Source organism: Aeromonas sp. R5-1 (assembly GCF_040908265.1).
GTDB classification, from domain to species: domain Bacteria; phylum Pseudomonadota; class Gammaproteobacteria; order Enterobacterales; family Aeromonadaceae; genus Aeromonas; species Aeromonas caviae.
The window spans coordinates 161,416-186,381 of sequence record NZ_JBFODJ010000051.1; the positions used below are offsets into that span (position 1 = coordinate 161,416).

Annotated in this window: 24 protein-coding genes; 12 read left to right on the forward strand and 12 right to left on the reverse strand. The window is 63.4% G+C overall.

Features of this window, described 5'->3' with window-relative positions; genetic code table 11:
- Positions 1 to 10: 10 nt before the first annotated feature.
- Positions 11 to 2,587, reverse strand: a complete 2,577-nt coding sequence (gene leuS, locus AB5Y64_RS07995; RefSeq protein WP_039041103.1) for a leucine--tRNA ligase — start codon at positions 2,585 to 2,587, stop codon at positions 11 to 13.
- A 242-nt stretch (positions 2,588 to 2,829) separates the two neighbouring features.
- Between leuS and AB5Y64_RS08000 the strand changes: the two genes are divergently transcribed.
- Positions 2,830 to 3,318: a zinc ribbon-containing protein gene (locus tag AB5Y64_RS08000; RefSeq protein ID WP_039041127.1), complete on the forward strand. Its 489-nt coding sequence runs from the start codon at positions 2,830 to 2,832 to the stop codon at positions 3,316 to 3,318.
- Between the two features lie 85 nt (positions 3,319 to 3,403).
- Here AB5Y64_RS08000 and lnt read toward each other — a convergent pair whose 3' ends face one another.
- The 5 genes from lnt to miaB form a co-directional block, all read right to left on the reverse strand.
- The gene (gene lnt / locus AB5Y64_RS08005) at positions 3,404 to 4,933 is read right to left on the reverse strand and encodes an apolipoprotein N-acyltransferase (RefSeq protein ID WP_039041102.1); all 1,530 of its coding nucleotides are present in this window, start codon (positions 4,931 to 4,933) and stop codon (positions 3,404 to 3,406) included.
- 180 nt (positions 4,934 to 5,113) lie between these two features.
- The gene (gene corC, locus AB5Y64_RS08010; RefSeq protein ID WP_010673769.1) at positions 5,114 to 5,995 is read right to left on the reverse strand and encodes a CNNM family magnesium/cobalt transport protein CorC; all 882 of its coding nucleotides are present in this window, start codon (positions 5,993 to 5,995) and stop codon (positions 5,114 to 5,116) included.
- Between the two features lie 95 nt (positions 5,996 to 6,090).
- Positions 6,091 to 6,555, reverse strand: coding sequence for an rRNA maturation RNase YbeY (gene ybeY, locus AB5Y64_RS08015; RefSeq protein WP_039041101.1), 465 nt, complete (start codon positions 6,553 to 6,555; stop codon positions 6,091 to 6,093).
- On the reverse strand, positions 6,552 to 7,610 hold the full coding sequence (locus AB5Y64_RS08020; protein ID WP_010673771.1) for a PhoH family protein: 1,059 nt from the start codon (positions 7,608 to 7,610) through the stop codon (positions 6,552 to 6,554). The genes ybeY and AB5Y64_RS08020 overlap by 4 nt, the downstream gene beginning before the upstream one ends.
- A 50-nt stretch (positions 7,611 to 7,660) precedes the next feature.
- Positions 7,661 to 9,094, reverse strand: coding sequence for a tRNA (N6-isopentenyl adenosine(37)-C2)-methylthiotransferase MiaB (gene miaB, locus AB5Y64_RS08025; protein WP_010673772.1), 1,434 nt, complete (start codon positions 9,092 to 9,094; stop codon positions 7,661 to 7,663).
- 224 nt (positions 9,095 to 9,318) lie between these two features.
- Between miaB and AB5Y64_RS08030 the strand changes: the two genes are divergently transcribed.
- Complete coding sequence (locus tag AB5Y64_RS08030) at positions 9,319 to 10,482, forward strand: FAD-dependent monooxygenase (protein ID WP_128313184.1); 1,164 nt, start codon at positions 9,319 to 9,321, stop codon at positions 10,480 to 10,482.
- Between the two features lie 140 nt (positions 10,483 to 10,622).
- Positions 10,623 to 11,198, forward strand: coding sequence for a cysteine hydrolase family protein (locus tag AB5Y64_RS08035; RefSeq protein WP_128313183.1), 576 nt, complete (start codon positions 10,623 to 10,625; stop codon positions 11,196 to 11,198).
- 90 nt (positions 11,199 to 11,288) lie between these two features.
- Here AB5Y64_RS08035 and AB5Y64_RS08040 read toward each other — a convergent pair whose 3' ends face one another.
- Entirely contained in the window at positions 11,289 to 12,170 is an 882-nt protein-coding gene (locus tag AB5Y64_RS08040) for a LysR family transcriptional regulator (protein WP_128313182.1), read from the reverse strand.
- Between the two features lie 114 nt (positions 12,171 to 12,284).
- Between AB5Y64_RS08040 and AB5Y64_RS08045 the strand changes: the two genes are divergently transcribed.
- Together AB5Y64_RS08045 and AB5Y64_RS08050 are read left to right on the forward strand one after the other, a co-directional pair.
- Positions 12,285 to 12,509, forward strand: coding sequence for a hypothetical protein (locus AB5Y64_RS08045; RefSeq protein ID WP_010673776.1), 225 nt, complete (start codon positions 12,285 to 12,287; stop codon positions 12,507 to 12,509).
- Positions 12,506 to 13,177, forward strand: coding sequence for an HAD-IA family hydrolase (locus AB5Y64_RS08050; RefSeq protein ID WP_128296495.1), 672 nt, complete (start codon positions 12,506 to 12,508; stop codon positions 13,175 to 13,177). Before AB5Y64_RS08045 ends, AB5Y64_RS08050 begins: the two co-directional genes overlap by 4 nt.
- A gap of 21 nt (positions 13,178 to 13,198) precedes the next feature.
- On the opposite strand, the gene AB5Y64_RS08055 is transcribed toward AB5Y64_RS08050, so the two are convergent.
- Both AB5Y64_RS08055 and AB5Y64_RS08060 read right to left on the reverse strand, forming a co-directional pair.
- On the reverse strand, positions 13,199 to 14,659 hold the full coding sequence (locus AB5Y64_RS08055; RefSeq protein ID WP_244812907.1) for a GGDEF domain-containing protein: 1,461 nt from the start codon (positions 14,657 to 14,659) through the stop codon (positions 13,199 to 13,201).
- A gap of 107 nt (positions 14,660 to 14,766) precedes the next feature.
- Positions 14,767 to 15,369 (reverse strand): nitroreductase family protein, encoded by a 603-nt coding sequence (locus AB5Y64_RS08060; RefSeq protein WP_201887857.1) that lies wholly within the window; start codon positions 15,367 to 15,369, stop codon positions 14,767 to 14,769.
- A gap of 290 nt (positions 15,370 to 15,659) precedes the next feature.
- On the opposite strand from AB5Y64_RS08060, the gene AB5Y64_RS08065 reads away from it, so the two are divergent.
- Both AB5Y64_RS08065 and AB5Y64_RS08070 read left to right on the forward strand, forming a co-directional pair.
- Positions 15,660 to 17,204: a diguanylate cyclase gene (locus tag AB5Y64_RS08065; RefSeq protein WP_368203610.1), complete on the forward strand. Its 1,545-nt coding sequence runs from the start codon at positions 15,660 to 15,662 to the stop codon at positions 17,202 to 17,204.
- 241 nt (positions 17,205 to 17,445) lie between these two features.
- Positions 17,446 to 17,919, forward strand: coding sequence for a YMGG-like glycine zipper-containing protein (locus tag AB5Y64_RS08070; RefSeq protein WP_039041096.1), 474 nt, complete (start codon positions 17,446 to 17,448; stop codon positions 17,917 to 17,919).
- A gap of 87 nt (positions 17,920 to 18,006) precedes the next feature.
- On the opposite strand, the gene AB5Y64_RS08075 is transcribed toward AB5Y64_RS08070, so the two are convergent.
- On the reverse strand, positions 18,007 to 18,963 hold the full coding sequence (locus tag AB5Y64_RS08075; RefSeq protein ID WP_039041095.1) for a D-2-hydroxyacid dehydrogenase: 957 nt from the start codon (positions 18,961 to 18,963) through the stop codon (positions 18,007 to 18,009).
- A gap of 121 nt (positions 18,964 to 19,084) precedes the next feature.
- Positions 19,085 to 19,855, reverse strand: coding sequence for a DUF3530 family protein (locus AB5Y64_RS08080; protein ID WP_201872370.1), 771 nt, complete (start codon positions 19,853 to 19,855; stop codon positions 19,085 to 19,087).
- Between the two features lie 310 nt (positions 19,856 to 20,165).
- On the opposite strand from AB5Y64_RS08080, the gene AB5Y64_RS08085 reads away from it, so the two are divergent.
- From AB5Y64_RS08085 to AB5Y64_RS08105, 5 genes are read left to right on the forward strand one after another with little or no spacing between them, the layout of a single operon-like run.
- On the forward strand, positions 20,166 to 21,206 hold the full coding sequence (locus AB5Y64_RS08085; RefSeq protein ID WP_201872368.1) for an isopenicillin N synthase family oxygenase: 1,041 nt from the start codon (positions 20,166 to 20,168) through the stop codon (positions 21,204 to 21,206).
- A gap of 21 nt (positions 21,207 to 21,227) precedes the next feature.
- The gene (locus AB5Y64_RS08090) at positions 21,228 to 21,899 is read left to right on the forward strand and encodes a MetQ/NlpA family ABC transporter substrate-binding protein (protein ID WP_368203614.1); all 672 of its coding nucleotides are present in this window, start codon (positions 21,228 to 21,230) and stop codon (positions 21,897 to 21,899) included.
- Entirely contained in the window at positions 21,896 to 22,030 is a 135-nt protein-coding gene (locus AB5Y64_RS08095) for a hypothetical protein (protein WP_368203616.1), read from the forward strand. The genes AB5Y64_RS08090 and AB5Y64_RS08095 overlap by 4 nt, the downstream gene beginning before the upstream one ends.
- Entirely contained in the window at positions 22,027 to 22,821 is a 795-nt protein-coding gene (locus AB5Y64_RS08100) for a methionine ABC transporter ATP-binding protein (RefSeq protein WP_010673786.1), read from the forward strand. The genes AB5Y64_RS08095 and AB5Y64_RS08100 overlap by 4 nt, the downstream gene beginning before the upstream one ends.
- On the forward strand, positions 22,806 to 23,477 hold the full coding sequence (locus tag AB5Y64_RS08105) for a methionine ABC transporter permease (RefSeq protein ID WP_010673787.1): 672 nt from the start codon (positions 22,806 to 22,808) through the stop codon (positions 23,475 to 23,477). The genes AB5Y64_RS08100 and AB5Y64_RS08105 overlap by 16 nt, the downstream gene beginning before the upstream one ends.
- Positions 23,478 to 23,553: 76 nt before the next feature.
- On the opposite strand, the gene AB5Y64_RS08110 is transcribed toward AB5Y64_RS08105, so the two are convergent.
- Positions 23,554 to 24,882 (reverse strand): IS4 family transposase, encoded by a 1,329-nt coding sequence (locus AB5Y64_RS08110; protein ID WP_053288733.1) that lies wholly within the window; start codon positions 24,880 to 24,882, stop codon positions 23,554 to 23,556.
- Between the last annotated feature and the right edge of the window lie 84 nt (positions 24,883 to 24,966).

Here is a 24,966-nt window from a genome sequence, read left to right on the forward strand (position 1 = left end):
GGAGGCGTCATCAGTTGGCCACGATGTTGAGCAGCTTGCCCGGAACGTACACGACCTTGCGCACGGTCAGACCGTCGGTGAACTTCTGTACGGACGCATCGGCCATGGCCAGCTTCTCGACGTCGGCCTGGCTTATCTCGGCCGGCACGGTCAGCTTGCCGCGCATCTTGCCGTTGATCTGCACCACCACCAGCTTCTCGGTCTCGACCATGGCCGCTTCGTCAGCCACCGGCCAGGCCGCGACATCGATGTCCCCTTCCTTGCCCAGCATTTTCCACAGCTCGAAGCCGATGTGCGGGGTGATGGGGTAGAGCATGACCACGACCGCTTCCAGCGCTTCCTGCATCAGGGCGCGATCCTGAGCGTCGCTGCCCAGTTTGGCCAGGTTGTTCATCAGCTCCATGATGGCAGCGATGGCGGTGTTGAAGGTCTGACGGCGACCCACGTCGTCGCTCACCTTGGCGATGGTCTTGTGCAGCTCGCGGCGCACGGCTTTCTGGTCGCTGGTGAGGGCGGCGACGTCCAGTGCGGCAACGGCGCCACCGGATACGTGCTCGAAGGTGATGCGCCACAGGCGACGCAGGAAGCGCTGGGCACCCTCTACGCCGGAGTCGGACCACTCCAGGGTCATCTCGGCCGGAGAGGCGAACATCATGAACAGACGGACGGTATCGGCGCCGTAACGCTCCACCATCAGTTGCGGGTCGATGCCGTTGTTCTTGGACTTGGACATCTTGGTCATGCCGGAGTGGATCACTTCACGGCCTTCGAGGTCGACCGCCTTGGTGATGCGGCCCTTGTCGTCACGTTCCACCTTGACGTCGAGGGGGCTGACCCAGACGTTGCCGCCCTTCTCATCCTTGTAGTAGAAGGCGTCAGCCAGCACCATGCCCTGGCAGAGCAGGCGCTTGAACGGCTCGTCGCTGTTCACCAGGCCCGCATCACGCAGCAGCTTGTGGAAGAAGCGGGCGTAGAGCAGGTGCATACAGGCGTGCTCAATGCCGCCGATGTATTGATCCACCGGCAGCCAGTGGTTGGCAGCCGCCGGATCCAGCATGCCCTTGTCGTAGTCCGGGGAGCAGTAGCGGGCGTAGTACCAGGAGGACTCCATGAAGGTGTCGAAGGTATCGGTCTCGCGGAACGCTTCCTGGCCGTTGTAGGTGGTCTTGGCCCACTCTGCGTCGGCCTTGATCGGGCTCTGGATGCCATCCATCACCACGTCTTCCGGCAGCAGTACCGGCAGTTGATCTTCCGGGGTCGGCACCACGGTACCATCCGCCAGGGTCAGCATCGGGATGGGGGCGCCCCAGTAGCGCTGACGGGAAACCCCCCAGTCGCGCAGACGGTAGTTGACGGTGCGCTTGCCCTTGCCGAGCCCTTCCAGCTTGTTGGCGATGGCATCGAAGGCACCCTGGAAGTCGAGGCCGTCGAACTCGCCGGAGTTGAACAGCACGCCCTTCTCGGTATAAGCCGCTTCGCTCACGTCGACGTCACCATCAACCGGCTTGATGACAGGCTTGATCTCGAGGCCGTACTTGGTGGCGAATTCGTGGTCACGCAGGTCGTGACCCGGTACCGCCATCACGGCGCCGGTGCCGTAGTTCATCAGCACGAAGTTGGCGACCCAGACGGGCACCTTGCGGCCATCCAGCGGGTGAATGGCGTAGAGGCCGGTTGCCATGCCCTTCTTCTCCATGGTGGCCAGTTCAGCTTCGGCTACCTTGGTGTTCTTGCACTCTTCGATGAAGGCGGCCAGCTCCGGATTGTTCTGGGCTGCTTGCAGCGCCAGCGGGTGACCGGCGGCGATGCCCACATAGGTCACACCCATGAAGGTGTCCGGACGGGTGGTGTAGACCTCGAGGTGCTCGGCCTGACCGTCGATATTGAAGCTGATGTTGACCCCTTCGGAGCGGCCAATCCAGTTGCGCTGCATGGTCTTGACCATCTCCGGCCAGCCTTCCAGATTGTCGATATCGTTCAGCAGCTCTTCGGCGTAGTCGGTGATCTTGATGAACCACTGAGGGATCTCTTTTTGTTCCACTGGGGTGTCACAGCGCCAGCAGCAGTTGTCCACTACCTGCTCGTTGGCCAGCACCGTCATGTCGTTCGGGCACCAGTTGACGGAGGAGGTCTTCTTGTAGACCAAACCCTTCTCGTAGAGCTTGGTGAAGAACCACTGCTCCCAGCGATAGTAGTCCGGCTTGCAGGTGGCCAGCTCCCGATCCCAGTCATAGCCCAGACCCAGCATCTTCAGCTGGTTCTTCATGTATTCGATGTTTTCGTAGGTCCAGGGGGCCGGCGCCGTGTTGTTCTTGATGGCGGCGTTTTCTGCCGGCAGGCCGAAGGCGTCCCAACCGATGGGTTGCAGCACGTTCTTGCCATTGAGCCGTTGATAACGGGAGATCACATCACCTATGGTGTAGTTGCGAACGTGCCCCATGTGTAGACGACCAGACGGATAGGGGAACATGGAGAGGCAGTAGAACTTTTCCTTGTCTACTTTCTCCACCGCCTTGAAGGTTTTCTTGGCATCCCAGTGCTTCTGCACTGCTGGTTCTATGGATTGGGGAACGTATTGCTCTTGCATTGGTGACATCCGGATCTGTGAAATGAATAGATAAAACGGCTGGGAAATCCCGATAGAATACCCATATCCTGCGGCGGCAACAACCGCCAGCATCCGCCCGGTCTCGGGCCAGGTCCGGTACCCGCGAGGATTTGCAGAGCCGCGAGAGTCGCAACGAAGTGAGAATGGCAACCGCCGCCCGTATCCGCCGAGCCCGAGGTCAGGGTCTGGCTCGATCGGGATTCAGCAGAGGAGTGATGGCCATGGACAAACGTCGACAAGGGTATGAAGCCTTTATCGCCCAGCTCAAGAAGCAGTGGGAAGAGACGGAAGCGTTTCAGGGAGAGCGCCTCAACCGGATGATCGCCAAGGTGCAGGCCTATCTGGAGGCGGCCGGGGATCTGACCCAGGACGAGCTGGCGCTGATCGCCGAGTATGTGAAGCGGGATCTGGGCAACTATGACGAAGGGCGCAAGGATGATCAGGTGGAGGAGTCTGCCTTCATGCTGGCGCTCAAAGACACCGCCTGGTCCTGGTTGGCAGACGTGACCGACCGCACCCAGGTGGAGTGGCAGGAGTTGGCGGACGAGCTGGAGCACAAGGGGGTCTACCGGGCCGGCGACTGGGTGGGGCTCGGAGTATTGGTGTGCGATCACTGCGAGTGGCGCCATACCGTGCTGCACCCGGAGCAGCTTGGCACCTGCCCCGAGTGCGGGGCCGATGAGTATCATCGCGAGCCGCTGTCTCCTTGAGCCGCCAGACTGTGCCAAGCCATAAGCCAAACCATAAAAAGAGGCGCCCAAGGGCGCCACTTTTGTTTATCGGGGTTGTGTGGTCTTAGCCCTTGCGCGCCCAGGGGTGGGCGCGGGGGCGCAGCCACAGGGCCAGCCCCAGCAGGGCGGCGGCCAGGCCATACATGGGCCAGCTGCCAAAACGCAGATAGGGGGTCTGGCCGTGGGCGGGGCGTACCTCGGCACGCAATACTCCAGCCTCGAACTGCGGGATCTGGGCGATGATGCTGCCGTCTATCTCGGTGACGATGGTGATGCCGGTGTTGGTGTCGCGCAGCAGCGGGCGGGCCAGCTCGAGGGCGCGCATGCGGGCGATCTCCATGTGCTGCCAGGGGCCGATGCTGGTGCCGAACCAGGCGTCGTTGGAGACGGTCAGCAGAAAGTCGGTATCCGGCTGCACGTTGCGGCGCACCTCGTCCGGGAAGATGATCTCGTAACAGATGGCGGCTGCAAACTTGAGCCCCTTGGCGATCAGGTTCGGCTGCACCTCGTCACCCCGGCTGAAGGAGGACATGGGGAGGTTGAAGAAGGGGGCGATGGGACGCAGCAGATCTTCGAAGGGTACGAACTCGCCGATGGGCAGCAGGTGGTACTTGTAGTAGCGGTTCTTGTGCTCGTAGTAGTAGGACTCCTTGCCCTCAGCATCCTGTACCCCCATGCCGAGCACGGTATTGAAGAAGCGCTGCTGTTTCAGATCGTAATGGATGATCCCCGCCAGCAGGCCGGTGTCGTTCACCTTCATCGCCTTGTCCAGGCTTTCCAGATAGGTACCCATCTCCTTCTCGATGGCCGGGATGGCGGACTCCGGCCAGACGATGATGTCGGCATCCTGGTTCTCGCGGCTGAGATCCTGATACTTGCGCACGGTCGGCACCAGGGCCTCCGGATCCCACTTGAGGGACTGCTCGATGTTGCCCTGCACCAGCGCGACCTTGACCGGTTCACCCCGGGTCACCCAGTTGAGCTGCATCAGCCCCTGGGCGGCGCCCACCAGGGCGACGGGGAGCAGCAGCCAGGCCGGCTTGCGGTGCTGCCATACCAGCCAGAGGGAGGAGGCGGTGAGCAGCAGGGCGAGGGTGATGCCCTGCACCCCGAGAAGGGGAGCGAAGCCCTTGAGGGGGCCGTCTATCTGGGTGTAGCCGAACCAGAGCCAGGGGTAGCCGGTCATCACCCAGCCCCGCAGCCAGTCGGCCATCAGCCAGAGCGCCGGGAAGGCGAGCAGCCAGCGGCTCCAGTGGCGGCCGGCAAAAAAGCGGGCGAAGAGCCAGCAGGCCAGGGTCGGGTAGAGGGAGAGATAGGCGCAGAGCCCGGCCAGCAGCACGAAGGCGGCTGGCAGCGGAATGCCGCCAAACTCCGTCATGCTGACGTGGATCCACCACTGCCCGGGCAGGAACAGACCCATGGCGTAGCCGAAGCCTCGCCAGGCTGCCTGTTTGGGGGTGGCCTTGTCCAGCAGGGCGTAAAGGCCGAGCAGGGAGGGGATCACCAGGGGCCAGTAGCCGAAAGGGGAGAAGGCCAACACGGCGATGGCGCCGCTGGCAATGGCAAACAGGCTGGTCAGGAGTTTCGATTTCACGGGGGATCGGGGCTCGAATTGGACTGAATGGAAACACAATGGCCGACATCTTAACCGCAAACCGGGTCAACGGCGAGCCTCGCGGTCGGCGTGGGCCCAGGGGCGGTCGCGCGGCGGGAGAGAGGTAAAAAAAGCGCCCCTGACGAGAGGGGCGCGTGATATGCGTGGGGCTGGGCGGGATCAGGACTCCGGCTGCGCCGCTGCATGATGCTCGGGGATCTTTACCTGCAACTGTTGCAGGCGACGGCGATCGGCGTGCATCACCTTGAACAGGTAGCCGTCGAGTTCGATCTCTTCACCCTTCTTGGGCAGGTGGCTGAAGGCGTGCATCACCAGACCGCCGACGGTGTCCACCTCTTCATCGCTGAACTGGGTGCCGAAGAAGTCGTTGAAGTCCTCGATCTCGGTCAGCGCGCTCACCGAGAAGACTCGCTTGCTGATGCGGCGGATCTCTTCCGGCTCGTCCTCGATATCGTCGAACTCGTCGTCAATCTCGCCGACGATGAGCTCCAGAATGTCCTCGATGGTCACGAGACCGGAGACACCGCCAAATTCGTCCACCACGATGGCCATGTGGTAGCGCTCTTCCCGGAACTCCTTGAGCAGGCGATCGACCCGCTTGCTCTCCGGCACGATCACCGTGGGACGCAGGATCTTCTCCAGCTGGAGCGGTTCGCTGGCATGCTGGCCGCCAAACCCGAACGGCAGCAGATCCTTGGCGAGCAAGATGCCCTCCACGTGATCTTTGTCTTCGTTGATCACCGGGAAGCGGGAGTGGCCGGATTCGATGATGACTGGCAGGAACTCGTCCACCGGCTGGGACTTCTCGATGGTCACCATCTGGGAGCGGGGGATCATGATGTCACGCACGCGCAGCTCGGCAATTTCGAGCACGCCCTCGATCATGTCCTTGGTGTCCTGATCGATGAGGTCCCGCTCTTCGGCATCGGCGATGACCTCTACCAGATCGTTGCGGTCTTTTGGCTCGCCCTGGAAGAGTTGGCTGAGTTTGTCGAGCCAGGTTTTCTTCGGCGAGCCGGTACTAGGGTGATCGTCGGTCATTTTCTCTCTTGGTTACTCGTATGAACACACTTGAAATCGTTGTGGCTATATGAGGATGGGCATCGGCTGTTTCAAGACGATGACCATCCGGTTCGTTACTCTTCGTCGTTCAGATAAGGATCGGCGAAGCCCAGTTCCTGCATGATGTCGCGCTCGAGCTGCTCCATCTCTTCGGCTTCCTCGTCCTCGATATGGTCATAACCTAGCAGATGCAGACTGCCATGCACAACCATGTGAGCCCAGTGGGCCATCAGGGGCTTGCCCTGTTCGACGGCTTCGGCCTCGACCACCTGGCGGCAGATCACCAGATCCCCGAGCAGGGGCAGTTCGAGACCCGGTGGCGCCTCGAAGGGGAAGGAGAGCACGTTGGTGGGCTTGTCCTTGCCGCGATAGGTGTGGTTGAGCTCGCGGCTCTCCGCCTCGTCCACCAGGCGCACCGTCACCTCGGCCTCGGGCTGGAAGCCCAGAATGGTGCCGTCGAGCCAGCCTTGCAGCTGGGCCTCGGTCGGCAGGCCGTCCGGGCTGGCGCAGGCCAGTTGCAGATCCAGGGTCACGCTCATTGGGCACTCTCTTTGCTGGTGTTCTCGTTGCGGGGAGTGGCTGCGCTCTTCTCGGCCGCCTGCTGGGCATCGAATGCCTCGTAGGCCTGCACGATGCGGGCCACCACGGGATGGCGCACCACGTCCTTGGACTCGAAGAAGTTGAAGGAGAGGCCATCGACCCCCTGCAACACCTCCAGGGCGTGGCGCAGACCGGATTTGGTGCTGCGAGGCAAGTCCACCTGGGTGATGTCGCCGGTCACCACCGCCTTGGAGTTGAAGCCGATGCGGGTCAGGAACATCTTCATCTGTTCCGTGGTGGTGTTCTGGGCCTCGTCCAGGATGATAAAGGCGTCATTCAAGGTTCTGCCTCGCATGTAGGCAAGCGGCGCCACCTCGATGACGTTGCGCTCCATCAGCTTCTCCACCCGCTCGAAGCCCAGCATCTCGAACAGGGCGTCGTAGAGGGGGCGCAGGTAGGGGTCCACCTTCTGGGAAAGATCGCCGGGCAGGAAGCCGAGCTTCTCACCGGCTTCCACCGCCGGGCGGGTCAGCAGGATGCGGCGGATCTCCTGGCGCTCCAGGGCATCCACGGCGGCGGCCACGGCGAGATAGGTCTTGCCGGTCCCGGCGGGCCCGATGCCGAAGCTGATGTCGTGGCGCACGATATTGGCGATGTACTGGGCCTGGTTCGGGCTGCGGGGCTTGATGAGACCGCGCTTGGTCTTGACCGTGACCTCCTTGCCATACGGCAGGGAAGGGGCGGGTTCGTCGTCCTGCTCCAGCACGCGGGACTCCTGCACCGCCAGGTGCACCATCTCGGGGGTGATGTCGCTCACCTTGCTCCCCTTGAGGGGCTGGGTTTCCACATAGAGGTGCTTGAGGATGACGGCAGCCGCCTCCACCTGGGCCTGCTTGCCGATCACTTGGAAGTGGTTGTCCCGGTAGCTTATCTCGATGCCGAGACGGCGCTCCAGCTGCTTGAGGTTGTCGTCAAAGGGTCCGCACAGGCTGGCGAGGCGCTGGTTGTCGGCGGGTTCCAGATGCAGATTCAGGGTGGAGATGTGTCGGCTCAAGGTGTCCTCTTATCGGTTGTTCCCCCGCCAGGGGGCGGGGGAGAGAGTCATCAATGGGGTCTGAAGGCCGCAACGCCCAGATCATCGGGTACGTTGTCAGGACGACGGGCGAGGATCTCGCTCGGGGCCGTGGCGATGCGCAGGTTCATTTCGTCCTCGCCGCGGATGAAGCGGCCGCGCAGGGAGTAGGGGCGTACGTCGGTGATCTCCACGTCGGCGAAGCCGCCGATGAGGCGGTGCGGCCCCTCGAAGTTGACCACCCGGTTGTTCTCGGTACGGCCACTGAGCTGCATGGGATCCATCTTGGAGGGCCCCTCCACCAGGATGCGCTGCACCGAGCCCAGCATGGCGCGGCCGATGAGCATGGACTGGTGATTGATGCGGTTTTGCAGTCGGGTCAGGCGGGCCTTCTTCACTTCCATGTCGACGTCGTCCGGCAGGTCCGCGGCCGGGGTGCCGGGGCGCGGGCTGTAGATGAAGCTGAAGCTCATGTCGAAGTTGATCTCCTCGATGAGTTTCATGGTGGCCTCGAAGTCTTCGTCCGTCTCGTTCGGGAAGCCGACGATGAAGTCGGAGCTCATGGTGATGTCGGGACGCACGGCGCGCAGGCGGCGGATCTTGGACTTGTACTCCAGCACGGTGTGCGGGCGCTTCATCATGGTCAGGATGCGATCCGAGCCGCTCTGGATGGGCAAGTGCAGGAAGCTGACCACCTCGGGGGTATCACGATAGACCTCGATGATGTCGTCGGTGAACTCGACCGGGTGGCTGGTGGTGTAGCGAATGCGGTCGATGCCGTCGATGGCAGCCACCAGGCGCAGCAGCTCGGCGAAGGTGCAGACCTCCCCGTCGAAGGTCGGCCCCCGGTAGGCGTTGACGTTCTGGCCGAGCAGGTTCACTTCGCGCACCCCTTGCTGGGCGAGCTGGGCGATTTCATAGAGCACGTCATCCAGCGGTCGGCTCACCTCCTCGCCACGGGTGTAGGGCACCACGCAGAAGGAGCAGTACTTGGAGCAGCCTTCCATGATGGAAACGAAGGCGGTCGCCCCCTCGGCACGGGGTTCGGGCAGGTTGTCGAACTTCTCGATTTCGGGGAAGGCGATGTCCACCTGGGCACCGCGCCCCTCCTGCACCTGCTTGATCATGGTCGGCAGGCGGTGCAGGGTCTGGGGTCCGAAGACGATGTCCACATAGGGCGCCCGGCTGCGCAGGTTCTCCCCTTCCTGGGAGGCGACGCAGCCGCCCACCCCGATCACCAGCCCCGGTTTTTTCGCCTTGAGCTTCTTCCAGCGACCGAGCTGGTGGAACACTTTCTCCTGGGCCTTCTCGCGGATGGAACAGGTGTTGAGCAGCAGCACATCTGCCTCTTCCGGCTCCTCGGTAAGCGTGTAGCCATTGCTGGCATCCAGCAGGTCCGCCATCTTGGACGAGTCGTACTCGTTCATCTGGCAGCCCCAGGTCTTGATATGAAGTTTCTTGCTCATTGCTTCTCGTGACTGGTTTTGAAATCGGCAGGGTCAAAGGACCGGCCATTTTACTCCGCAATCCCGGTGCTGACCAGTCTGGGGCCGCCCGCCGCCATCAGGGCCGGCTTGTCGTCGGCAATTGCGCATCCCTCTCACTGTTTCTGCCGCCTCCTTGCGTTATCATGCCCCATTCGGTTCGGCCCTTGCCCCTTATCGCGGGGACTCCTTGCAGGAATCAAGTTATGGAACAGTGTGATATCGCCATCGTCGGCGCCGGCATGGTGGGCGCCGCCACCGCCTGCCTGCTGGCGGCAGAGGGGCTCTCGGTACGGGTCATCGAGACCCGGTTGCCCGAGCCCTATGCCCCCGAGCAGCCGCTGGATCTGCGGGTTTCCGCCATCAGTCAGGCCTCGGTGGCGCTGCTGACCCGGGCCGGTGCCTGGCAATATCTGCAGCAGATGCGGCTGTGCCCCTATCGCCGGCTGGAGACCTGGGAGCTGGACGGCTTCGCTACCCGCTTCGACGCGGTGGATCTCGGGCTGCCCCAGCTCGGCTACATCATCGAGAACCGGCTGATCCAGCTCGCCCTGCTGAAAAGGATGGAGGATTTCCCGACCATCCAGACCCATACCCCGGCGGCGGTGACGAGTCTGCGCCAGAGTGCGGATGACGCCGTGCTGACCCTGGATGACGGCACCGAGCTGCAGGCGCGCTGGGTGCTGGCCTGCGATGGTGCCGAATCCCACACCCGGCGACTGGCCGGCATCGGGGTGTCGCGTTTCGAGTACCGCCAGCACTGCATGCTGATCAACATCGACACCGATTTTGCCCAGGAAGACATCACCTGGCAGCAGTTCACCCCGAGCGGCCCGCGCGCCTTCCTGCCGCTGCCGGGCCGCCATGGCTCCCTGGTCTGGTATGACAGCCCGGCCCGCATCCGGGCGCTGGCCGCCATGAGCAACGAGGCCCTGGCCGTCGAGGTGCGCCGCCACTTCCCCAGCCGCCTTGGCGGTTTCACCGTGACGGCCAAGGGGAGCTTCCCCTTGGTGCGCCGCCACGCCAACGACTATCACGCCGGGCGAGTGGTGCTGCTCGGGGATGCGGCCCACACCATCAACCCGCTGGCGGGGCAGGGGGTCAACCTCGGTTTCAAGGACGTGGCCTGCTGGGCCGGGTTGCTCGGCAAGGCGGGGGCACTGTGGCATGAGCTGGCGCTGGCCGGGCGTTACGAGGGGCGACGCCGCCCTGACAACCTGCTGATGCAGTCGGGGATGGATCTCTTCTACGGGGTCTTCAGCAACGAGATAGGCCCCCTCAGGCTTGCCCGCAACCTGGCGCTGAATCTGGCGGACAAGGCGGGCCCCCTCAAGGAGATGGCGCTACGCTATGCGCTTGGGCTGGTATGAGGCAGTGCGTGGCACTGCCAGGTGCCAATCGGGTGGCATATCAATCCGTGTGATGGTGCCAGCCGGTTTTTTATATGGCCGCGAGGAGTGATCCTGGCGGCCCAGGGGCAAAACGGCCTCAGGCAAGGGGGGAGCACACCATGAACAAGGCATTGCTGGTGATCGATTTCATCAACGACATCGCCCACCCGGACGGGCGCATCGCCGCCTCGGCGGCCCAGGTGATCGAGCAGGACGCCATTGCGCACGCCAATCAGGCGCTGGCTCATGCCCGCGCTCACGGCTGGCTGGTGGTGCTCATCAAGGTGGGGTTTGACGAGGGCTATCTGCTGCATCCCAGGGGTTCCCCCATGTTTGGCCGTGCCCGGCAGTTCGGGGCCCTCTCCCTGGCGGACAGCGGCACCGACTTTCACCCGGAGCTCGATGTGCAACCCGGGGATCTGGTGCTGACCAAACCCAGGGTCAGCCCCTTCTACGGCACGGCGCTGGAGCCGGCGCTACGGGCCAATCGCATCGAGCATCTCTATGTGTGCGGCGTGAGCACCAGCTGGGCCATTCAGGGGGCGGTGCGAGATGGTCACGATCGGGACTACGCCATCACCATCCTGGAAGATGCCTGCGCGGCGGCGGATGCCGCAGAACATCAGGCTTCCCTGCGCATGCTCGGTCGCATTGCCGAGATCATCAAGGTCGCGGAGCTGGCGGAACGGGACTGAGCCCGGCCATCCTCTCCTGCAGGCATCTCATGCATCTCATGCATCTCATGCATCTCATGCATCTCATGCATCTCATGCATCTCATGCATCTCATGCGGGCTCGGGGTGCGTTTCTCTCACCATGGCGAGGAAGCGATCCCGAATGGGATCGGCAAATTCCGGGTTCCACACCAGGCTGATTTCCCATTCCGACCAGGGGCCGGAGAGAGGGTAGAGGGTCACCTCCTTGCCCGCGATGAACCCTACGCTGCGCGGCAGGATGGCGTTGCCGATACCGGCGGCCACCAGGGCGACCAGGGTCTGGATGTCTTCCGCCTCCTGGATGAGACCGGTCAGCCGGTTGGCACCGAGGAAGCGGGCGATCTGCTGGCTGAGACCCGGACAGCGATGGCCCACCATCTGCAGCAAGGGATCGCGGATCAGCGCCCGCTCCAGGTCGAAGTCCGGCCCTGCCACCCGGGTGGGGACGGCCAGCACCAGCCTGTCCGTCAGCAACCTGTGTTCCCTCAGCTGCGGCGCATCAGGCCGTCGCATGAAGCCCAGTTGCAGCCGACCCGCCAGCAAGTGCTCCTGCTGGATGGCGGAGGTGGTGTCCCGCAGGTGGACCAGCACGTCGGGGGCCTGCTGTTTGAAACGGGCCACCAGGGAGGGGGCCAGTGCAAAGCTGGAGAGCCCGAACCCGATGTTGAGGCGTCCGGCGGCACCGCTTGCCAGCGCCAGGGCATGCTGCTCGAATCCCTTGCCGTGATCCACCAGAGCCCTGGCCTGGGGCAGCAACTGGAGGCCGATGGCGGTCAGCTCGGCCCCGTGGCGGCCCCGGTTGAACAGGGTGCTGCCGAGGGCCTGCTCCAGCCCCTGGATCTGCTTGGTCAGGGCCGGTTGCGTCACAAAAAGCCGGCTGGCCGCTTCCCGGTAGTTGGCACTCTCGGCCAGCATGACGAAGGCCTGCAATTGTCTCAGGTCGAATCTCATTCCATTTGGTTATCCAATGTGGCGATTTATTGATTATAAGTTATCTAGTCTCCTTGTTCTAATGGTCTCGAAACGGGCCTGCTTGCCCGCTGTTCAGCCACAAGGAGTCATGTCATGTCGAGCGAACGCTATCTGTTTTTGATCAAGGGGAGCCTGGTGATGGCTCAGCCGCTGGCCGCACCGGAGACCGGGGAGCTGCTGACCAGCCTGTTGCAGCAGGGGTTCGTCGTCGCCCCCTTGCCGGTGTGGGCCAGCAATGCGGAGCAGGCGCTCGCCTGTTACGAGGCCGCTGCCCAGCGGCAGGTCTTCGCCGATGCGCTGGCGGGGAGAGCCCTGTGAGCGCGGTGCGCGTGAAGGCTGCGGCCCTGCTGCTGGACATGGACGGGACCCTGGTCCACTCCACCGGCGACGTGGAAGTCGTGTGGCGGCGCTGGTGTCAGCACCATGGGCTGGATCCCGCTCCCGTGCTCGCCATGTGTCACGGCGTGCGCTCACGGGAGGTGATAGGGGCCCTGGCTCCCCAGCTGGACATGGCAGTGGAGGTGGCCCTGCTCGACGATCTGGAGATGGAATACGCTGCGGCGCCGATACCCCTGGACGGTGCCCGGCGACGGCTCGAACAGCTGCCGTCGACGCGCTGGGCTCTGGTGACTTCCGCAAGCCGGAGGGTGGCAGAGCACCGGCTGCTGCACGCCGGATTGCCGCTGCCCCGACTCCTGGTGTGTGCCGGTGATGTGGTACGGGGCAAGCCGGATCCCGAGCCTTATTTGCTGGCTGCCAGCCGGTTGGGACTGGCTCCGGCCGATTGCCTGGTGTTCGAGGATGCACCAGCGGGCATCGCCAGCGCCCTGCAGGCGGGTTGCCAGGTGGTGCAGATGGGGGGAACAAGGCGGTATGACGACAGGCTCAAGGGCTGGCTGCGGGACTGGCGCGGGATCGAGATCGAGGTGGCACCGGACGGGCTCCATCTTCATCTGCCCGCCCCGCTGCCGGCAGAGGCAGGATGATGACGACAAGGGGCACGCCATTCAGGCGCCGCAAGATTGCCCGATGCTGGGGGAAGCCTGCTCAGCCGAATAGCGTTCCACCCGGTTGCGGCCATTGTGCTTGGCCAGATAGAGCGCCTGATCGGCGCGAGAGAGCAGCTCGTCCAGATTGAAGGGGCCCTCTTTCTGGGAGGCGATACCGATGCTGACTGTGATGCAGACGGCGGGCTCTGCTCCAGTTTCTTCCCCTGGCTGCGCGACGATTTTTCGCAGCCGCTCGGCAACTGCCATGGCCTGCTCCTCGCTGAGGCCGGGCCAGATGGCCACGAACTCCTCTCCCCCCAGGCGACAAAAGAGATCTCCCGGTCGAAGCTGGTCGCGCACCCGGGCCGCGAAGCTGCTCAACTGGTTGTCACCCTCTTCGTGACCGTGACGATCATTGATGCGTTTGAAATGATCGATGTTCAGCATGCAGACCGCCACAGGGTAGCGCTGCACCGTGAGGTGCTGGAGCAGTTCGTTGGCGGCCGACCAGAAGCCGGCCCGGTTCAGCGCACCGGTCAGGTGATCGTGGTGGGCCAGGTGTCTCATCTCCCGCAGCAGGCTGTTGCGGGCCGCCATGATGCTGGCGGCGGTCAGGGGGGTGAGAGCGATCAGCATGACCCCTATCCGGACGGAGAACATCCAGTACTGGGTCTGGACATCGTGATTGATGACGAGGTGGCCGTTTGAGAGGGCGATCAGGATCAGGGTGCTGTAACTCAGGGTCAGCAGGCTGGTGGCGAAGACGGAGTAGGTGACGGCGCACCAAAGCAGCGCCGGTACCGGGAAGGCGATGGATCCCGGCCCCTCGACGAGCAGGGTGAGCAGCAGGGAGGCCACCAGGCTCAGCAGCGGCATCAATCTGGCCCAGGAGAACTCGGTGCGGTAAAGGAGGGTGCGCCAGGGGGGCACGCTGTCATGGGGAGGCAGTGTCAGGAGCACCGGCAGTATGGTCATGTAGTTCACCAGCTCGCTGGCAAACCAGAAGCCCAGCCCGTAGAGCGGGGGGCCCAGAGACAGGATGGGATTGATGATGGCGCCGACCACGCCGGCGGCGAGGGAGGCGGCCAGGGTGTTTCGCAGCAGGAGCACGAGGGAGGTGGGGCGCCTGAGGAGCTTGTCGGCAGGCGCGAGCCGATGCATCAGCAGATACCCGACGCCGATGCCGGCCAGGTTGCCGCAGGTCAGCAGGATGGTTTTGAACAGGGGCTCGCCGGTGAAGAGGGCGGCGAGAAAAAAGCCCAGTATGCCGCCGGCCCAGCCCGCCGGGGTGGCCAGGCGTGGATAGCGCACCATGCAGCCGAGCAGGACCGCATTGGCAGGCCAGAAGGCCGCCAGCAGGTTGGGGGGGCGGGTGAAGATGCCGATCAGCGAGAACAGCAGTACCAGGGCGGCGACACACAACAGAGCGGACAAGGGCGTCAATGTGCATGAGGTACGTTGGCGTGCGATGTCCCCCATGGGGACCTCCTGACAAGAGAGCGTTTGTTCAGAGTATGGCTGGCACGTGACAAGGGTGAACGAGGGGGAGAGAAGAAAACGCCCCCTGGTGGAGGGGGCGTGAAGGCTTACTTGAAGACCCGGAAACGCACGTCGTCGTCGATGAAGGTCTTGTCGCCGGCAGGTTGCTCTATGCTGCCAAAAGGCATCTGGGCACGAAGCAGCCAGCTGGCGGGCAGGTCCCACTCCTTGCGCACCGCATCGTCGATGAGCGGGTTGTAGTGTTGCAGGGAGGCGCCGATGCCCTCCTGGGCCAGGGTGGTCCAGACCGCGAACTGGGCGATCCCGGTGGCATGTTCGGACCAGATGGGGAAGTTGTCGGCATAGAGAGCGAATTTCTGCTGAAGATCCTCGATGACGGCGGTGTCTTCGAAGAAGAGCACGGTGCCAGCCCCGGCGCGGAAGCTGCCGTTGATCTTGGCTTCACTCTGGGGATAGGCCTCCGGCGGCACTATCTTCTTGAGCTCCGCCTTGACGATGTCCCACAGCTTGTGGTGCTGCTCGCCGAACAGGATGACGGCGCGGGAACTCTGGGAGTTGAACGAAGAGGGGCTGTGCTTGACGGCATCCTTGATGAGGGCGGTCAGCTGGGTCTCGGAGTGGGTCACCCGGTTGCCCAGGGCATAGATGGTACGACGTGCTTTGATCTGTTCGATAAACGGACTGCTCATAACATCTCCTTGGTTGATGAATCATCACCGCCAGCGTTGCCGACAAAGGTCATCTGGCTCCGATTTCTAGAGTCATCGACTATAACACCTTGCGGGCAATAAACCGTCAACGAGGAGTAATGACTGTTTCTACTTTTTATGGATATTCACATGACGGATGTGAATATGGCCGCGAGACACCTTGATATCTTTTTTATCATTAGCAGTGGTTGTTAATGACTTCAATCAATATCTTTTGCAGATTTTTAATCTATAAAATTCATCCAATATGACATTTTATAGAGAGTGACATGACGGCGGCGCTGATCAAGGAACGCTATTACATACTGACTCCGCTGTCGTTTCTCCTGGGAGGGCTGGTGCTGATCGCCACCCTGTTGCTGGCGGCAGCCAGCTACCTGAGCAGCATCGACAAGACGGTGGCGGGTTACGGTCACATGCTGGCCGCCCTCGACGCCACCCTGTTCCAGGACATGGCGCAGGACAACCGCCGCCAGCTTGGCGTACTGGAGGCGTCCCTGGACAAGCAGGCCATCGCTGCCGGGGCATCGGCCATCAATCCCATCTGGGCCATTGCCCATCAGTTCAAGTACGACGCCCACTTCCTCTATTTCTACAACGCGCGCACCCATCGGCTCGACGGCTATCCCGACTGGCAGCAACCGGAGGGCTACCGGGCACAGGCGCGGCCCTGGTACCAGACCCTGTCCGGCGAGGGCGATGATCTCGTCTGGTTTGGTCCCTACCCGGAGTTCGATTCGGTCCGGCAGGTACTGACCCTCATCAAGCGGGTCAAGGATCATGAGGGGCAACTGCTTGGGCTGCTGATGGTGGACATGTCGTTCAGCGCCTTGCAGGGGGCGTTGCACCGGGCGGTGGGTGAGGATCCGGTGGCCCTCTACATCACCGAGCGCAAGGGCGGCAAGCTGGTGCTGGGGCACAATTTGTCGCTGTTGCCGCCCCGCCTAGAGCGGGAGACGCAGGCGGCCGGCCTGGACGGGTTCTGGGCAGGTCGCCACCTGCAACACGCTCTGGAGGGGATGGAGTGGGATCTCAACGTCTATCTCCCCCCCTCCCATTTTCATGAAAACCTGCAAGACACCCTGCTGATGGTGGTGCTGCCCGCCCTGGCATTGCTCTGCATCTGGCTGTGCAGCCTGTGGTTTCTGGTGCGGATCTTTCGTCAGGAGCAGGCGCTGGTGCAGGGCTCGCTCAGCGGCCTCATCCGGGATGAGGCGAGAAAGGAGATCCAGCGGCGTCAGCGAACCTGGTTCGTGCACGGCAGCCTGGGAGAGATAGAACAGGTGCGAAACAGCCTGCTGCAAGGGCAGGATGCCCTGCTCCACGACCCTCTCACCGGCATCCTGAACCGGCGAGCCTTCGATCAGCAGCGGGCGGGGCTGGAGCAGGCGGGGACACCCTACTGGCTGGTGCTGTTCGATGTGGACAACTTCAAGCGCGTCAACGACAGCTGGGGACACGGCGTGGGGGATGCGGTGCTGTTTCGGGTAGCCACCATCATGGCGAGAACCCTGGGGGATGAGCAGGTCTACCGCATCGGGGGCGATGAATTTGCGGCCTTGCTGCCCTGGGAGCAGGCGGAGGTGGAATGTCGCCTGACCCACCTGCTCGGTCGGGTGAAGGCCCTGAAATGGCGGGAGTTCGCCGACGCCATCACCCTGAGCGCCGGCGGCGCGCGCTATCCGGATGATGCCCTGACGCTGCTCGAGCGGGCGGATGCCTGCCTGTACGAGAGCAAGCACCAGGGGCGGGATTGCTGGCATCTGGCGGCGTCGTCGCCCGTTGACGGGGAGGTTGTGACCGTATCTGTCTGACGGTGATCGCTGCAAAAAAGGGCCTTTGGGCCTAGAAAAGGGTCATGACGGGGATGATTTCTCGTGTGACTTTTTTTTTTGATGTGGTTTCAGGTGGTTAGCCTGCTTTCTTGCGTCGTGTCGCGAACCGGAGACAGGGAGGGCTGGCCGTGAGGTGCCCCTTGCGGCAGTGGCGCAGGTCAGGGGGCTTTGTATAGTGCAGGGAAAAATAATCAATCATCAGGTTTGACAGGAGTACCCCATGAAAATGAAACCGTTTGGCATGAGCGCACTGGCGCTGCTGGGGGCGTTGCTGTTGGGCACAGGACAGGTGCAGGCATCCGAGACCCTCAATACCATTCTCGGCGGCGGAGCCGGCGGGGTGGCGGGCACCATGATCGGCAAGGAGCTGGGTGGCGACACCGGCGCCCTGGTGGGGGCCGCCCTGGGGGGCGCTGCCGGTGGTGCGGCCACGGCCAATAGGGGCAACAAGAACGAAGCGGCGCTCGGCGGTGCCGTCGGTGCCCTGGGCGGGGCAGCCATCGGCAAGAGCGTCGGTGGCAGTACGGGCCAGCTGATCGGCGCCGGTATCGGTGGTGCCGGTGGCTCCGCCATCGGAGCCAGGACCGGGGATGGTCACGAGAGCCGCGGCGATCGCTATTACGATGACAGGCGCTATCACAAGCACCACAAGAAACACAAAAAGCACCGCAAGCACAGATGGCATGACGACTGATGCCGCGGCAAGCTGATCGACAAAAAGGGGCCCTTGGCCCCTTTTTTTGATCCCGCTGCCGGCCCGTGAGGGGTGGCGAGCGGCCTCTTACACCAGCCGGTGCTGGCGCCTGCCAAGGGAGAAGGCGTTGATGTTGTCGATGAGCTGATCCGCGAGGCGCTGCATCGACTCTTCGCTGGCCCAGGCCACGTGGGGAGTCAGGATGAAATTGGGGTAACGCAGGGCCTGCATCAGGGGGTGATCCGGAGGCGGCGGCTCGACGCTCGCCACATCGAAGCCGGCGCCGCCCAGACGGCCGTTGCCGAGGGCTTCGAGCAGCGCCTGCTCGTCCACCAGGCCGCCACGGCCCACGTTGATGAGCAGGGCACCCGGTTTCATCAGGGCCAGCTCCCGCTCCCCGATGAGATGGCGGGTGTAGGGGGTGAGCGGGCAGTGCAGGCTGATCACATCCGAACTTTGCAGCAGGGCATCCAGGGGCAGCCTGTCGTCATCCCCCGGGGAGCCGACCTGGCTCTGGGCATAGTAAACCTCCATCCCGATGGCGCTGGCCCGCTGTCCCAGCGCCTGTCCCAGGGTTCCCTTGCCGATGATCCCGAGGCGCTTGCCATGCAGATCCGTGATGGGGTGGTCGAAGAAGCAGAACTGGCCGCTTTGTTGCCAGCGCCCCTCCAGCAGGGACTGGCGCCAGGCGAACAGGTTGCGCGACAGGGCGAGCATCAGGGCCATGGCGTGCTCGGGGACGGAAGGGCCCGAGTAGTTGCGGATATTGCACACGGCGACATTGGCGGCGCGGCACGCCTCCAGATCCAGGTTGTCGCTGCCGGTGGCGGCCAGGGCGATCAGGCGCAGTTCGGGCAGCTGGGCCAGTTCATCGGCCCCGATGCGCACCTTGTTGATGATGGCGATGCTGGCGCATTTGAGCCGCTCCACCACCTGATCCGGCGCCGTGGTCGGGTAGCTTTGCCAGTGATGGGGAAAATCGGGGCGGCGCAGATTGATGCCGGTGTCCAGGGTGTCGCTGTCGAGAAACACGATTTGCTGCATGAAGCCTCCTGCCATTGGTTCGGACATGATGCCAAACATGGAGGGCGGCTGACCAGCGCGGTGGCATCGGGCCAAGTCCGATGGGGAAGGCAAAAGGCGGGGGGCTGTGCCTCGGAGGGCCTCAGATCCAGCCCAGGTGCGTCAGCCAGCCCTGGATGCGCCCCGGCGTCTCCTCCAGATCCATCAGGGCATAGGGGCGGTAGTTGAGCTTGTGGCTGCGGCGGCTCTCGCTTCTGCGGGCTTCGGCCGCCAGCAGGGGCCAGCGTCCTCCCTCCTCCTGATAGAGATCCAGGGTAGGGATGCTGCCTTGGGCTATCTGCTTGGCGAGGGTCTGGTTGCTCAGCTGGTTGGGGAAGAAGCCGTCGAGCAGCACCAGGGCATCGGGGGCGGGCAACTGTTCGCTGGCGATGAGGTTGGCGGCCCAGGCGGCGCTGGTACCCTGGGCCAGCAGCAGCTTGAAGCCCCCCTCCTGCAGCTTGGCATCCCCCAGCTTGCTGATGCGGGAGGCAAACTGCTTGCGAAAATCGTCGATGACCTGCTGTTTCTTCTCGGCGGCGGGGTCGAGCTCGGTCTGCTGCGGCGTGGGGAGCAGCAGCAGGGTATCGAAACCGAGGCGCCCCAGCTCCCGGGTCAGTTGCCACAGCTGGCCGCTGCGCTGCCAGTCGGGCAGCAGGATGACCAGACCCACGTAGTTGTCGCTGTCGTGCTTGGCAAACAGTACCTGTTGTTTGTCCACCCTGGTGCTGTCGGGTATTCCCTGCCAGTCGCTGCTCTGCCAGTAGTCGGGGGGAACCAGGGGGGCTGGATCCGGGGCGGCGCCTGACGGTGCCTGCCCGGCGCCGTGGGCGGCAAAAGCAAGCAGGGTCAGCAGCAGATAGGGGCGAAATGTCATGGGGGATCCTCCAGCACTCCCTCATAGCGGCCTCGCCGGGGGTTTCTTTAGGGCAAGGGGGCACATCGGCATCGGCGGTGGCGAAGAGGGTCTGACCGGCGGGCCGGACACGGGCCCGGGATTGTTCCAAATGGCAAAGCATTCCCGGTTTTGATTGTTCCATCCCGTGACCCATACATGGTTCAGTAAGGGCAGGCAGACAGGGGGGCCGGGGCATGTCGTCACTGGCCGCAGGCGGAGAATTCTTCCCCCTGTCTCGTCAGAACGAGAGATTCACCCTCACTTTCCATCGACAGGGAGCGTTATCGCCATGAGCACCTTGGTTCACTTGCCCATCCTCGACCTGAGGCAGCTGGATGCCTCGCCCGACGCCCGGGCCGATTTTCTGGCATCGTTGCGCGATGCCGCGAGAGAGACGGGATTTTTCTACCTGACCGGCCACGGCATCGATCCCGAGCTGCAACAGGAGGTACAGCAGCTATCGCGGGCCTTCTTTGCGCTGCCTCTGGCGGCCAAGCAGCAGGTCGCCATGATCCACTCTCCCCATTTTCGTGGCTACAACCGACCGGGGGCGGAGCTGACCCGGGGTCAACCCGACTGGCGAGAGCAGTTTGATATCGGTGCCGATCGCCCAGCCTTGCCGCGCGCGGCGGGCGACCCGCCCTGGTGGCGGTTGCAGGGGCCGAATCAGTGGCCGGAGGCGCTGCCGACACTGCAACCCGTGCTGACGCGCTGGCGTGGGCAGATGACCCGGATGTCCCGTACCCTGCTCGGGGCTTTTGCCGAGGCGCTCGCACTGTCGCCAGATGCCTTCGATGCCCTGCACGGAGAGCGTCCCAACGAACATATCAAGCTGATCCGCTATCCCGGTGAGCGGGGCGCCACCCAGAGGGTCGGTCCCCACAAGGATTCGGGCTTCCTGAGCTTCCTGCTGCAGGATGACCAGCCCGGCCTGCAGGTGGAGGTGGCGCCGGATCACTGGATCGACGCGCTCCCGCTCCCCGGCACCTTCGTGGTCAACATCGGTGAGCTGCTGGAGCTCGCCAGCAACGGCTACCTGCGGGCGACCGTGCACCGGGTGGTGCCGTCGGCGCCGGGGCAGGAGCGTCTCTCCATCGCCTTCTTCCTGGGGGCCCAGCTCGACGCCGTGGTGCCCGTCTATCCGCTGCCCGAGGCTCTGGCCCGTGAAGCCAGGGGGCCTGCCACCGACCCGCACAATCCGCTGCTGCGGGAGGTGGGCTGGAACTACCTCAAGGGGCGGCTGCGTTCCCACCCTGATGTGGCATTGCGCCACCATGCCGATCTGTTGCCGGCGCCCCGGGCGCTGGCGGTCGGCGAAACCACCCATTGATTGCATGGCAAGGAGCACAAGATGAACAAGCACGGACTGTTTTCCCTGAGCGGCCTGGTATTGGCCCTCGGACTCTCTCTCTCCGCCCAGGCAGCCCAGGCGCTGCGGGTTGCCGCGGATCCACTGCCCCATGCGGATATCCTCGGCGAGGTGAAACGCCAGGACCCTTCGCTGGATCTGCAGGTGATCGAGCTCAGCGGCGGCATCAATGCCAATGCCCTGCTGGTGGCGGGTGATGTGGATGCCAACTACTTCCAGCACGTCCCTTACCTGCGGGATCAGGAGAAGGCGCTCGGCACCGAGCTGGTGGTGGCCGCGACCGTACACGTGGAGCCTCTTGGCATCTATTCGAAGAAGTTCAAACACCTGAGGGAGGTACCGGAAAAGGCGGTGATCGCCCTGCCCAACAATGTCACCAACCTGAGCCGAGCCCTCTATCTGTTGCAGCACGAGGGGCTCATCACCCTCAAGGCCGGCCATGAAGATCCGGCGCGGGATCTGGCGACGGTGCACGACATCGCCACCAACCCCAAGGCGCTCAAGATCCTGGAGATCGAGGCGCCGCAGCTGCCGCGCTCCCTCGACGACGTGGATCTGGCGGTGATCAATGGCAACTATGCCCTGGAGGCGGGGCTGGAGCCTGCTCGCGATGCCCTGGGGCTGGAGAGCGCCCAGAACAATCCCTACTGGTGACCACCCCGGCGCTCAAGGATGATCCGCGGATCCGCCAGTTGGCGCGGGATCTTGAGTCCAGGGCGATCGCCGACTTCATTCGCAAGAGCTACAAGGGGTCGGTGATCCCGGTGGCCGGGCGGCAGTCATGATAGTGCTGGAGGGGCTCGGCAAGCAGTACCCGGGGCACGGGCAACCCGCTCTGGAGGGGGTGTCGCTCGAGATTCCGGATGGGGCCATCTACGGCATTCTCGGGCGCAGCGGCGCGGGCAAGAGCACGCTCATTCGTTGCCTCAATCTGCTGGAGCGGCCAAGCCGGGGCCGCATCCTGTTCGATGGCCGCGACATCACGGCCCTGGAGGGAGCGGCCTTGCGCCGCCACCGTCAGGGGACCGGCATGATTTTCCAGCACTTCAATCTGCTGCACGCCCGCAGCGTGGAGGAGAACGTGGCGGTCCCGCTGGAAATCGCCGGAGTGGCGCGCCGGGAGCGGGCGGCCCGGGTCAGCGAGCTGTTGGAACTGGTGGGGCTTGGCGAGCACCGTCGCGCCTTTCCCTCCCAGTTGTCGGGGGGACAGAAGCAACGAGTGGGCATCGCCCGCGCCCTGGCCGCCAATCCGCGCCACTTGCTCTGTGACGAGGCGACCAGTGCCCTGGATCCGGAGACCACGGAGTCGGTGCTGGCGCTGCTTGCCGACATCAACCGCCGCCTCGGGATCACCATAGTGCTCATCACCCACGAGCTGGAGGTGGTCAGGGCCATCTGCGATCACGCGGCATTGCTTGAACGGGGTCAGCTGGTGGAAAGCGGCGCTCTGGGCACCCTGCTGGCCAACCCCGACTCCCGCGTGCGGCAGGCCCTGTTGCCGGATCCCGAGATCCTGCGGCGTTTCATGGCGCGTCACGGAGTCACAGAGGAGGTGCGTTTATGCAGAGTCGCCTGAGTGTCGATGCCTTGCTCGAACTGATGTATCAGGGGTCGCTCGAAACGCTTTACATGGTGGGAGTGGCTGCCGTGTTCACCCTGCTGCTGGGGCTGCCGACCGGGGTGCTGCTGGTGGTGACCCGTCCCGGGGGCGTGCTGCCCTTGCCCCGTCTCAACATGGTGCTGGGGATCGGTATCAACATCGGGCGGTCGCTCCCCTTCGTGGTGCTCCTGATCGCCCTGATCCCCCTGACCCGGCTGGTGGTCGGCACCTCACTGGGCAGCACCGCCGCCATCGTTCCCATTACCCTGGGGGCCTTCCCCTTCTTTGCCCGGGTGGTGGAGAGCGCCCTTGATGAGGTGGACAAGGGGCGCGTCGAAGCCGTGCTCGCCATGGGGGGCAGCGGCTGGCACGTGGTCGTCAAGGCGCTGCTGCCCGAGGCCTTGCCGGCGCTGCTGGCCGGACTCACCCTGACGGTGGTGATGCTCATTGGTTTCTCCTCCATGGCGGGGGTGGTCGGTGGCGGCGGGCTCGGGGATCTGGCGATCCGCTACGGCTACCAGCGCTTTGACGACAAGGTGATGGCAGGGACAGTGGTCATGTTGCTGCTGCTGGTGCAACTGGTACAGGGGGTGGGGGACAGGCTGGTGCGGGCACTGGCCCATCGCCGCTAGGGGCACGGCTTCTCATCAGGCCGGCCGTGAGGTGCCAGCCAATAAAAAAGCGAGCCTTGGCTCTAATGCCAGTCAGTTAAGCCTGACTGGCATTGTTTTTACTAGGTTTTCTCGTCGCATACTTCTGTGGTTTGGCTTTGATGCACCTTGGGTAACTTCGTTCTCGGCGGGCGGGTAACTTGAACTGCTCTGCCTGTTTGTCCAACTCAGCGACACGCCCTGGAACCATGCCCGGTGACACAAACGGCAGGCAACTGAGTTCATGCAGCAGATACACCGATGCCATGTGAAAGCTCAACTGGCTGGCCGTATAGCCCTTTAAGCTCGCCGCCATCCTAACCATCTGATATCTCAGTAGGTTATAGGCCAATACCAAGCCCCATAGCTCCTGCCTTACTCCATCGGGTTTCTTGCTGCGCAGCGTCAGCCGGTGCTGTTGCAGGCTATGTTTCATCTCCCGATAGCCCAGCTCGATTTCCCAGCGATTCTGGTATAGCTCCATCAACTCGCTGGCCGGGAAGCGCAGCGGGTCGGTGAGCGAGGTCAGCACCTGCCGCTCCTTGCCGTTTACCGTCCGGGTCAGCAGCCGGGCTTCGAACTGCTCCGGCAACTCGCTCCACTTCTTCTTGGCCTGCGGACTGGCACTGAGGCGTACCAGCACATCCTGCCGCCCCAGCTTGCGGATGACCTCGTATTGAGCCCCCTTTTTCAGCGGAATAAGCCAGTGACGCGCTACGCCCTGGCGTTGCCAGGCATGGAGTAACCCCAGTGAGTAGAAGCCCTTATCGAACAGGGTCAGGCTATTATCGGGTGTTTTTTCAATCAGTTGCTCTGCCAACACCATCTCGTTTACCGCACAGGAGTCCATCACTGTCTGGGTCAGCAGATGACTGGTCAGCTCCATCTGACACAACATGCGGACCTGGGGATATTGCGTCTCCCCCTGGACGGTTTTCGACTTGGCAAAGGCGCCGGCATTGTCCGGAGTATCGGGCGTGCGCCAGACCACCCCGTCCACGGCCAGCAGCTGCAAGCCGGCCCAGGTGGGGTGCTGACACTGCTGATGCCAGAGTGTGGCGGTCTGCTGGAACACCTGTCGAACGGCTTGGTCAGCCAGTTTTTGGCGCGCCTGGATGAAGGCGCTGGGGACGACAAACGGCCGGTCGCCGGGTAACAGGATATCGAGCTGGTTGGCCAGCTGGGCCATAGGGACATGACGAAACAAGGACATCCCGATAATGGCCCATAGCACCCGCTCCATGGGCATGCGCCGTCGGCGCAAGGAGACGGAGCCCGTCTCGGCCAAGCAAGCCTGCACCAGTTCAGGTGACAGCAGGTCAGACAGGGACTCAAACTTTCCGGGAGGACAGGCGTGAATGAAGTCGAGAGCTTGGTCGATACGCATAAAAAAATCCGAAACCCAACAAGGAGTTTCGGATTCTTACACAGCCTGAGGATCGGTCAATGGATCCTTAACTGATCGGCATTA

What these genes read in the sequence shown, in the direction of transcription:
- leuS (WP_039041103.1), bottom strand. Translation starts at nt 2,587, where the DNA reads ATGCAAGAGCAATACGTTCCCCAATCCATAGAACCAGCAGTGCAGAAG.
- AB5Y64_RS08000 (WP_039041127.1), top strand. Translation starts at nt 2,830, where the DNA reads ATGGACAAACGTCGACAAGGGTATGAAGCCTTTATCGCCCAGCTCAAG.
- corC (WP_010673769.1), bottom strand. Translation starts at nt 5,995, where the DNA reads ATGACCGACGATCACCCTAGTACCGGCTCGCCGAAGAAAACCTGGCTC.
- ybeY (WP_039041101.1), bottom strand. Translation starts at nt 6,555, where the DNA reads ATGAGCGTGACCCTGGATCTGCAACTGGCCTGCGCCAGCCCGGACGGC.
- miaB (WP_010673772.1), bottom strand. Translation starts at nt 9,094, where the DNA reads ATGAGCAAGAAACTTCATATCAAGACCTGGGGCTGCCAGATGAACGAG.
- AB5Y64_RS08030 (WP_128313184.1), top strand. Translation starts at nt 9,319, where the DNA reads ATGGAACAGTGTGATATCGCCATCGTCGGCGCCGGCATGGTGGGCGCC.
- AB5Y64_RS08035 (WP_128313183.1), top strand. Translation starts at nt 10,623, where the DNA reads ATGAACAAGGCATTGCTGGTGATCGATTTCATCAACGACATCGCCCAC.
- AB5Y64_RS08040 (WP_128313182.1), bottom strand. Translation starts at nt 12,170, where the DNA reads ATGAGATTCGACCTGAGACAATTGCAGGCCTTCGTCATGCTGGCCGAG.
- AB5Y64_RS08045 (WP_010673776.1), top strand. Translation starts at nt 12,285, where the DNA reads ATGTCGAGCGAACGCTATCTGTTTTTGATCAAGGGGAGCCTGGTGATG.
- AB5Y64_RS08055 (WP_244812907.1), bottom strand. Translation starts at nt 14,659, where the DNA reads ATGGGGGACATCGCACGCCAACGTACCTCATGCACATTGACGCCCTTG.
- AB5Y64_RS08060 (WP_201887857.1), bottom strand. Translation starts at nt 15,369, where the DNA reads ATGAGCAGTCCGTTTATCGAACAGATCAAAGCACGTCGTACCATCTAT.
- AB5Y64_RS08065 (WP_368203610.1), top strand. Translation starts at nt 15,660, where the DNA reads ATGACGGCGGCGCTGATCAAGGAACGCTATTACATACTGACTCCGCTG.
- AB5Y64_RS08070 (WP_039041096.1), top strand. Translation starts at nt 17,446, where the DNA reads ATGAAAATGAAACCGTTTGGCATGAGCGCACTGGCGCTGCTGGGGGCG.
- AB5Y64_RS08075 (WP_039041095.1), bottom strand. Translation starts at nt 18,963, where the DNA reads ATGCAGCAAATCGTGTTTCTCGACAGCGACACCCTGGACACCGGCATC.
- AB5Y64_RS08080 (WP_201872370.1), bottom strand. Translation starts at nt 19,855, where the DNA reads ATGACATTTCGCCCCTATCTGCTGCTGACCCTGCTTGCTTTTGCCGCC.
- AB5Y64_RS08085 (WP_201872368.1), top strand. Translation starts at nt 20,166, where the DNA reads ATGAGCACCTTGGTTCACTTGCCCATCCTCGACCTGAGGCAGCTGGAT.
- AB5Y64_RS08090 (WP_368203614.1), top strand. Translation starts at nt 21,228, where the DNA reads ATGAACAAGCACGGACTGTTTTCCCTGAGCGGCCTGGTATTGGCCCTC.
- AB5Y64_RS08100 (WP_010673786.1), top strand. Translation starts at nt 22,027, where the DNA reads ATGATAGTGCTGGAGGGGCTCGGCAAGCAGTACCCGGGGCACGGGCAA.
- AB5Y64_RS08105 (WP_010673787.1), top strand. Translation starts at nt 22,806, where the DNA reads ATGCAGAGTCGCCTGAGTGTCGATGCCTTGCTCGAACTGATGTATCAG.
- AB5Y64_RS08110 (WP_053288733.1), bottom strand. Translation starts at nt 24,882, where the DNA reads ATGCGTATCGACCAAGCTCTCGACTTCATTCACGCCTGTCCTCCCGGA.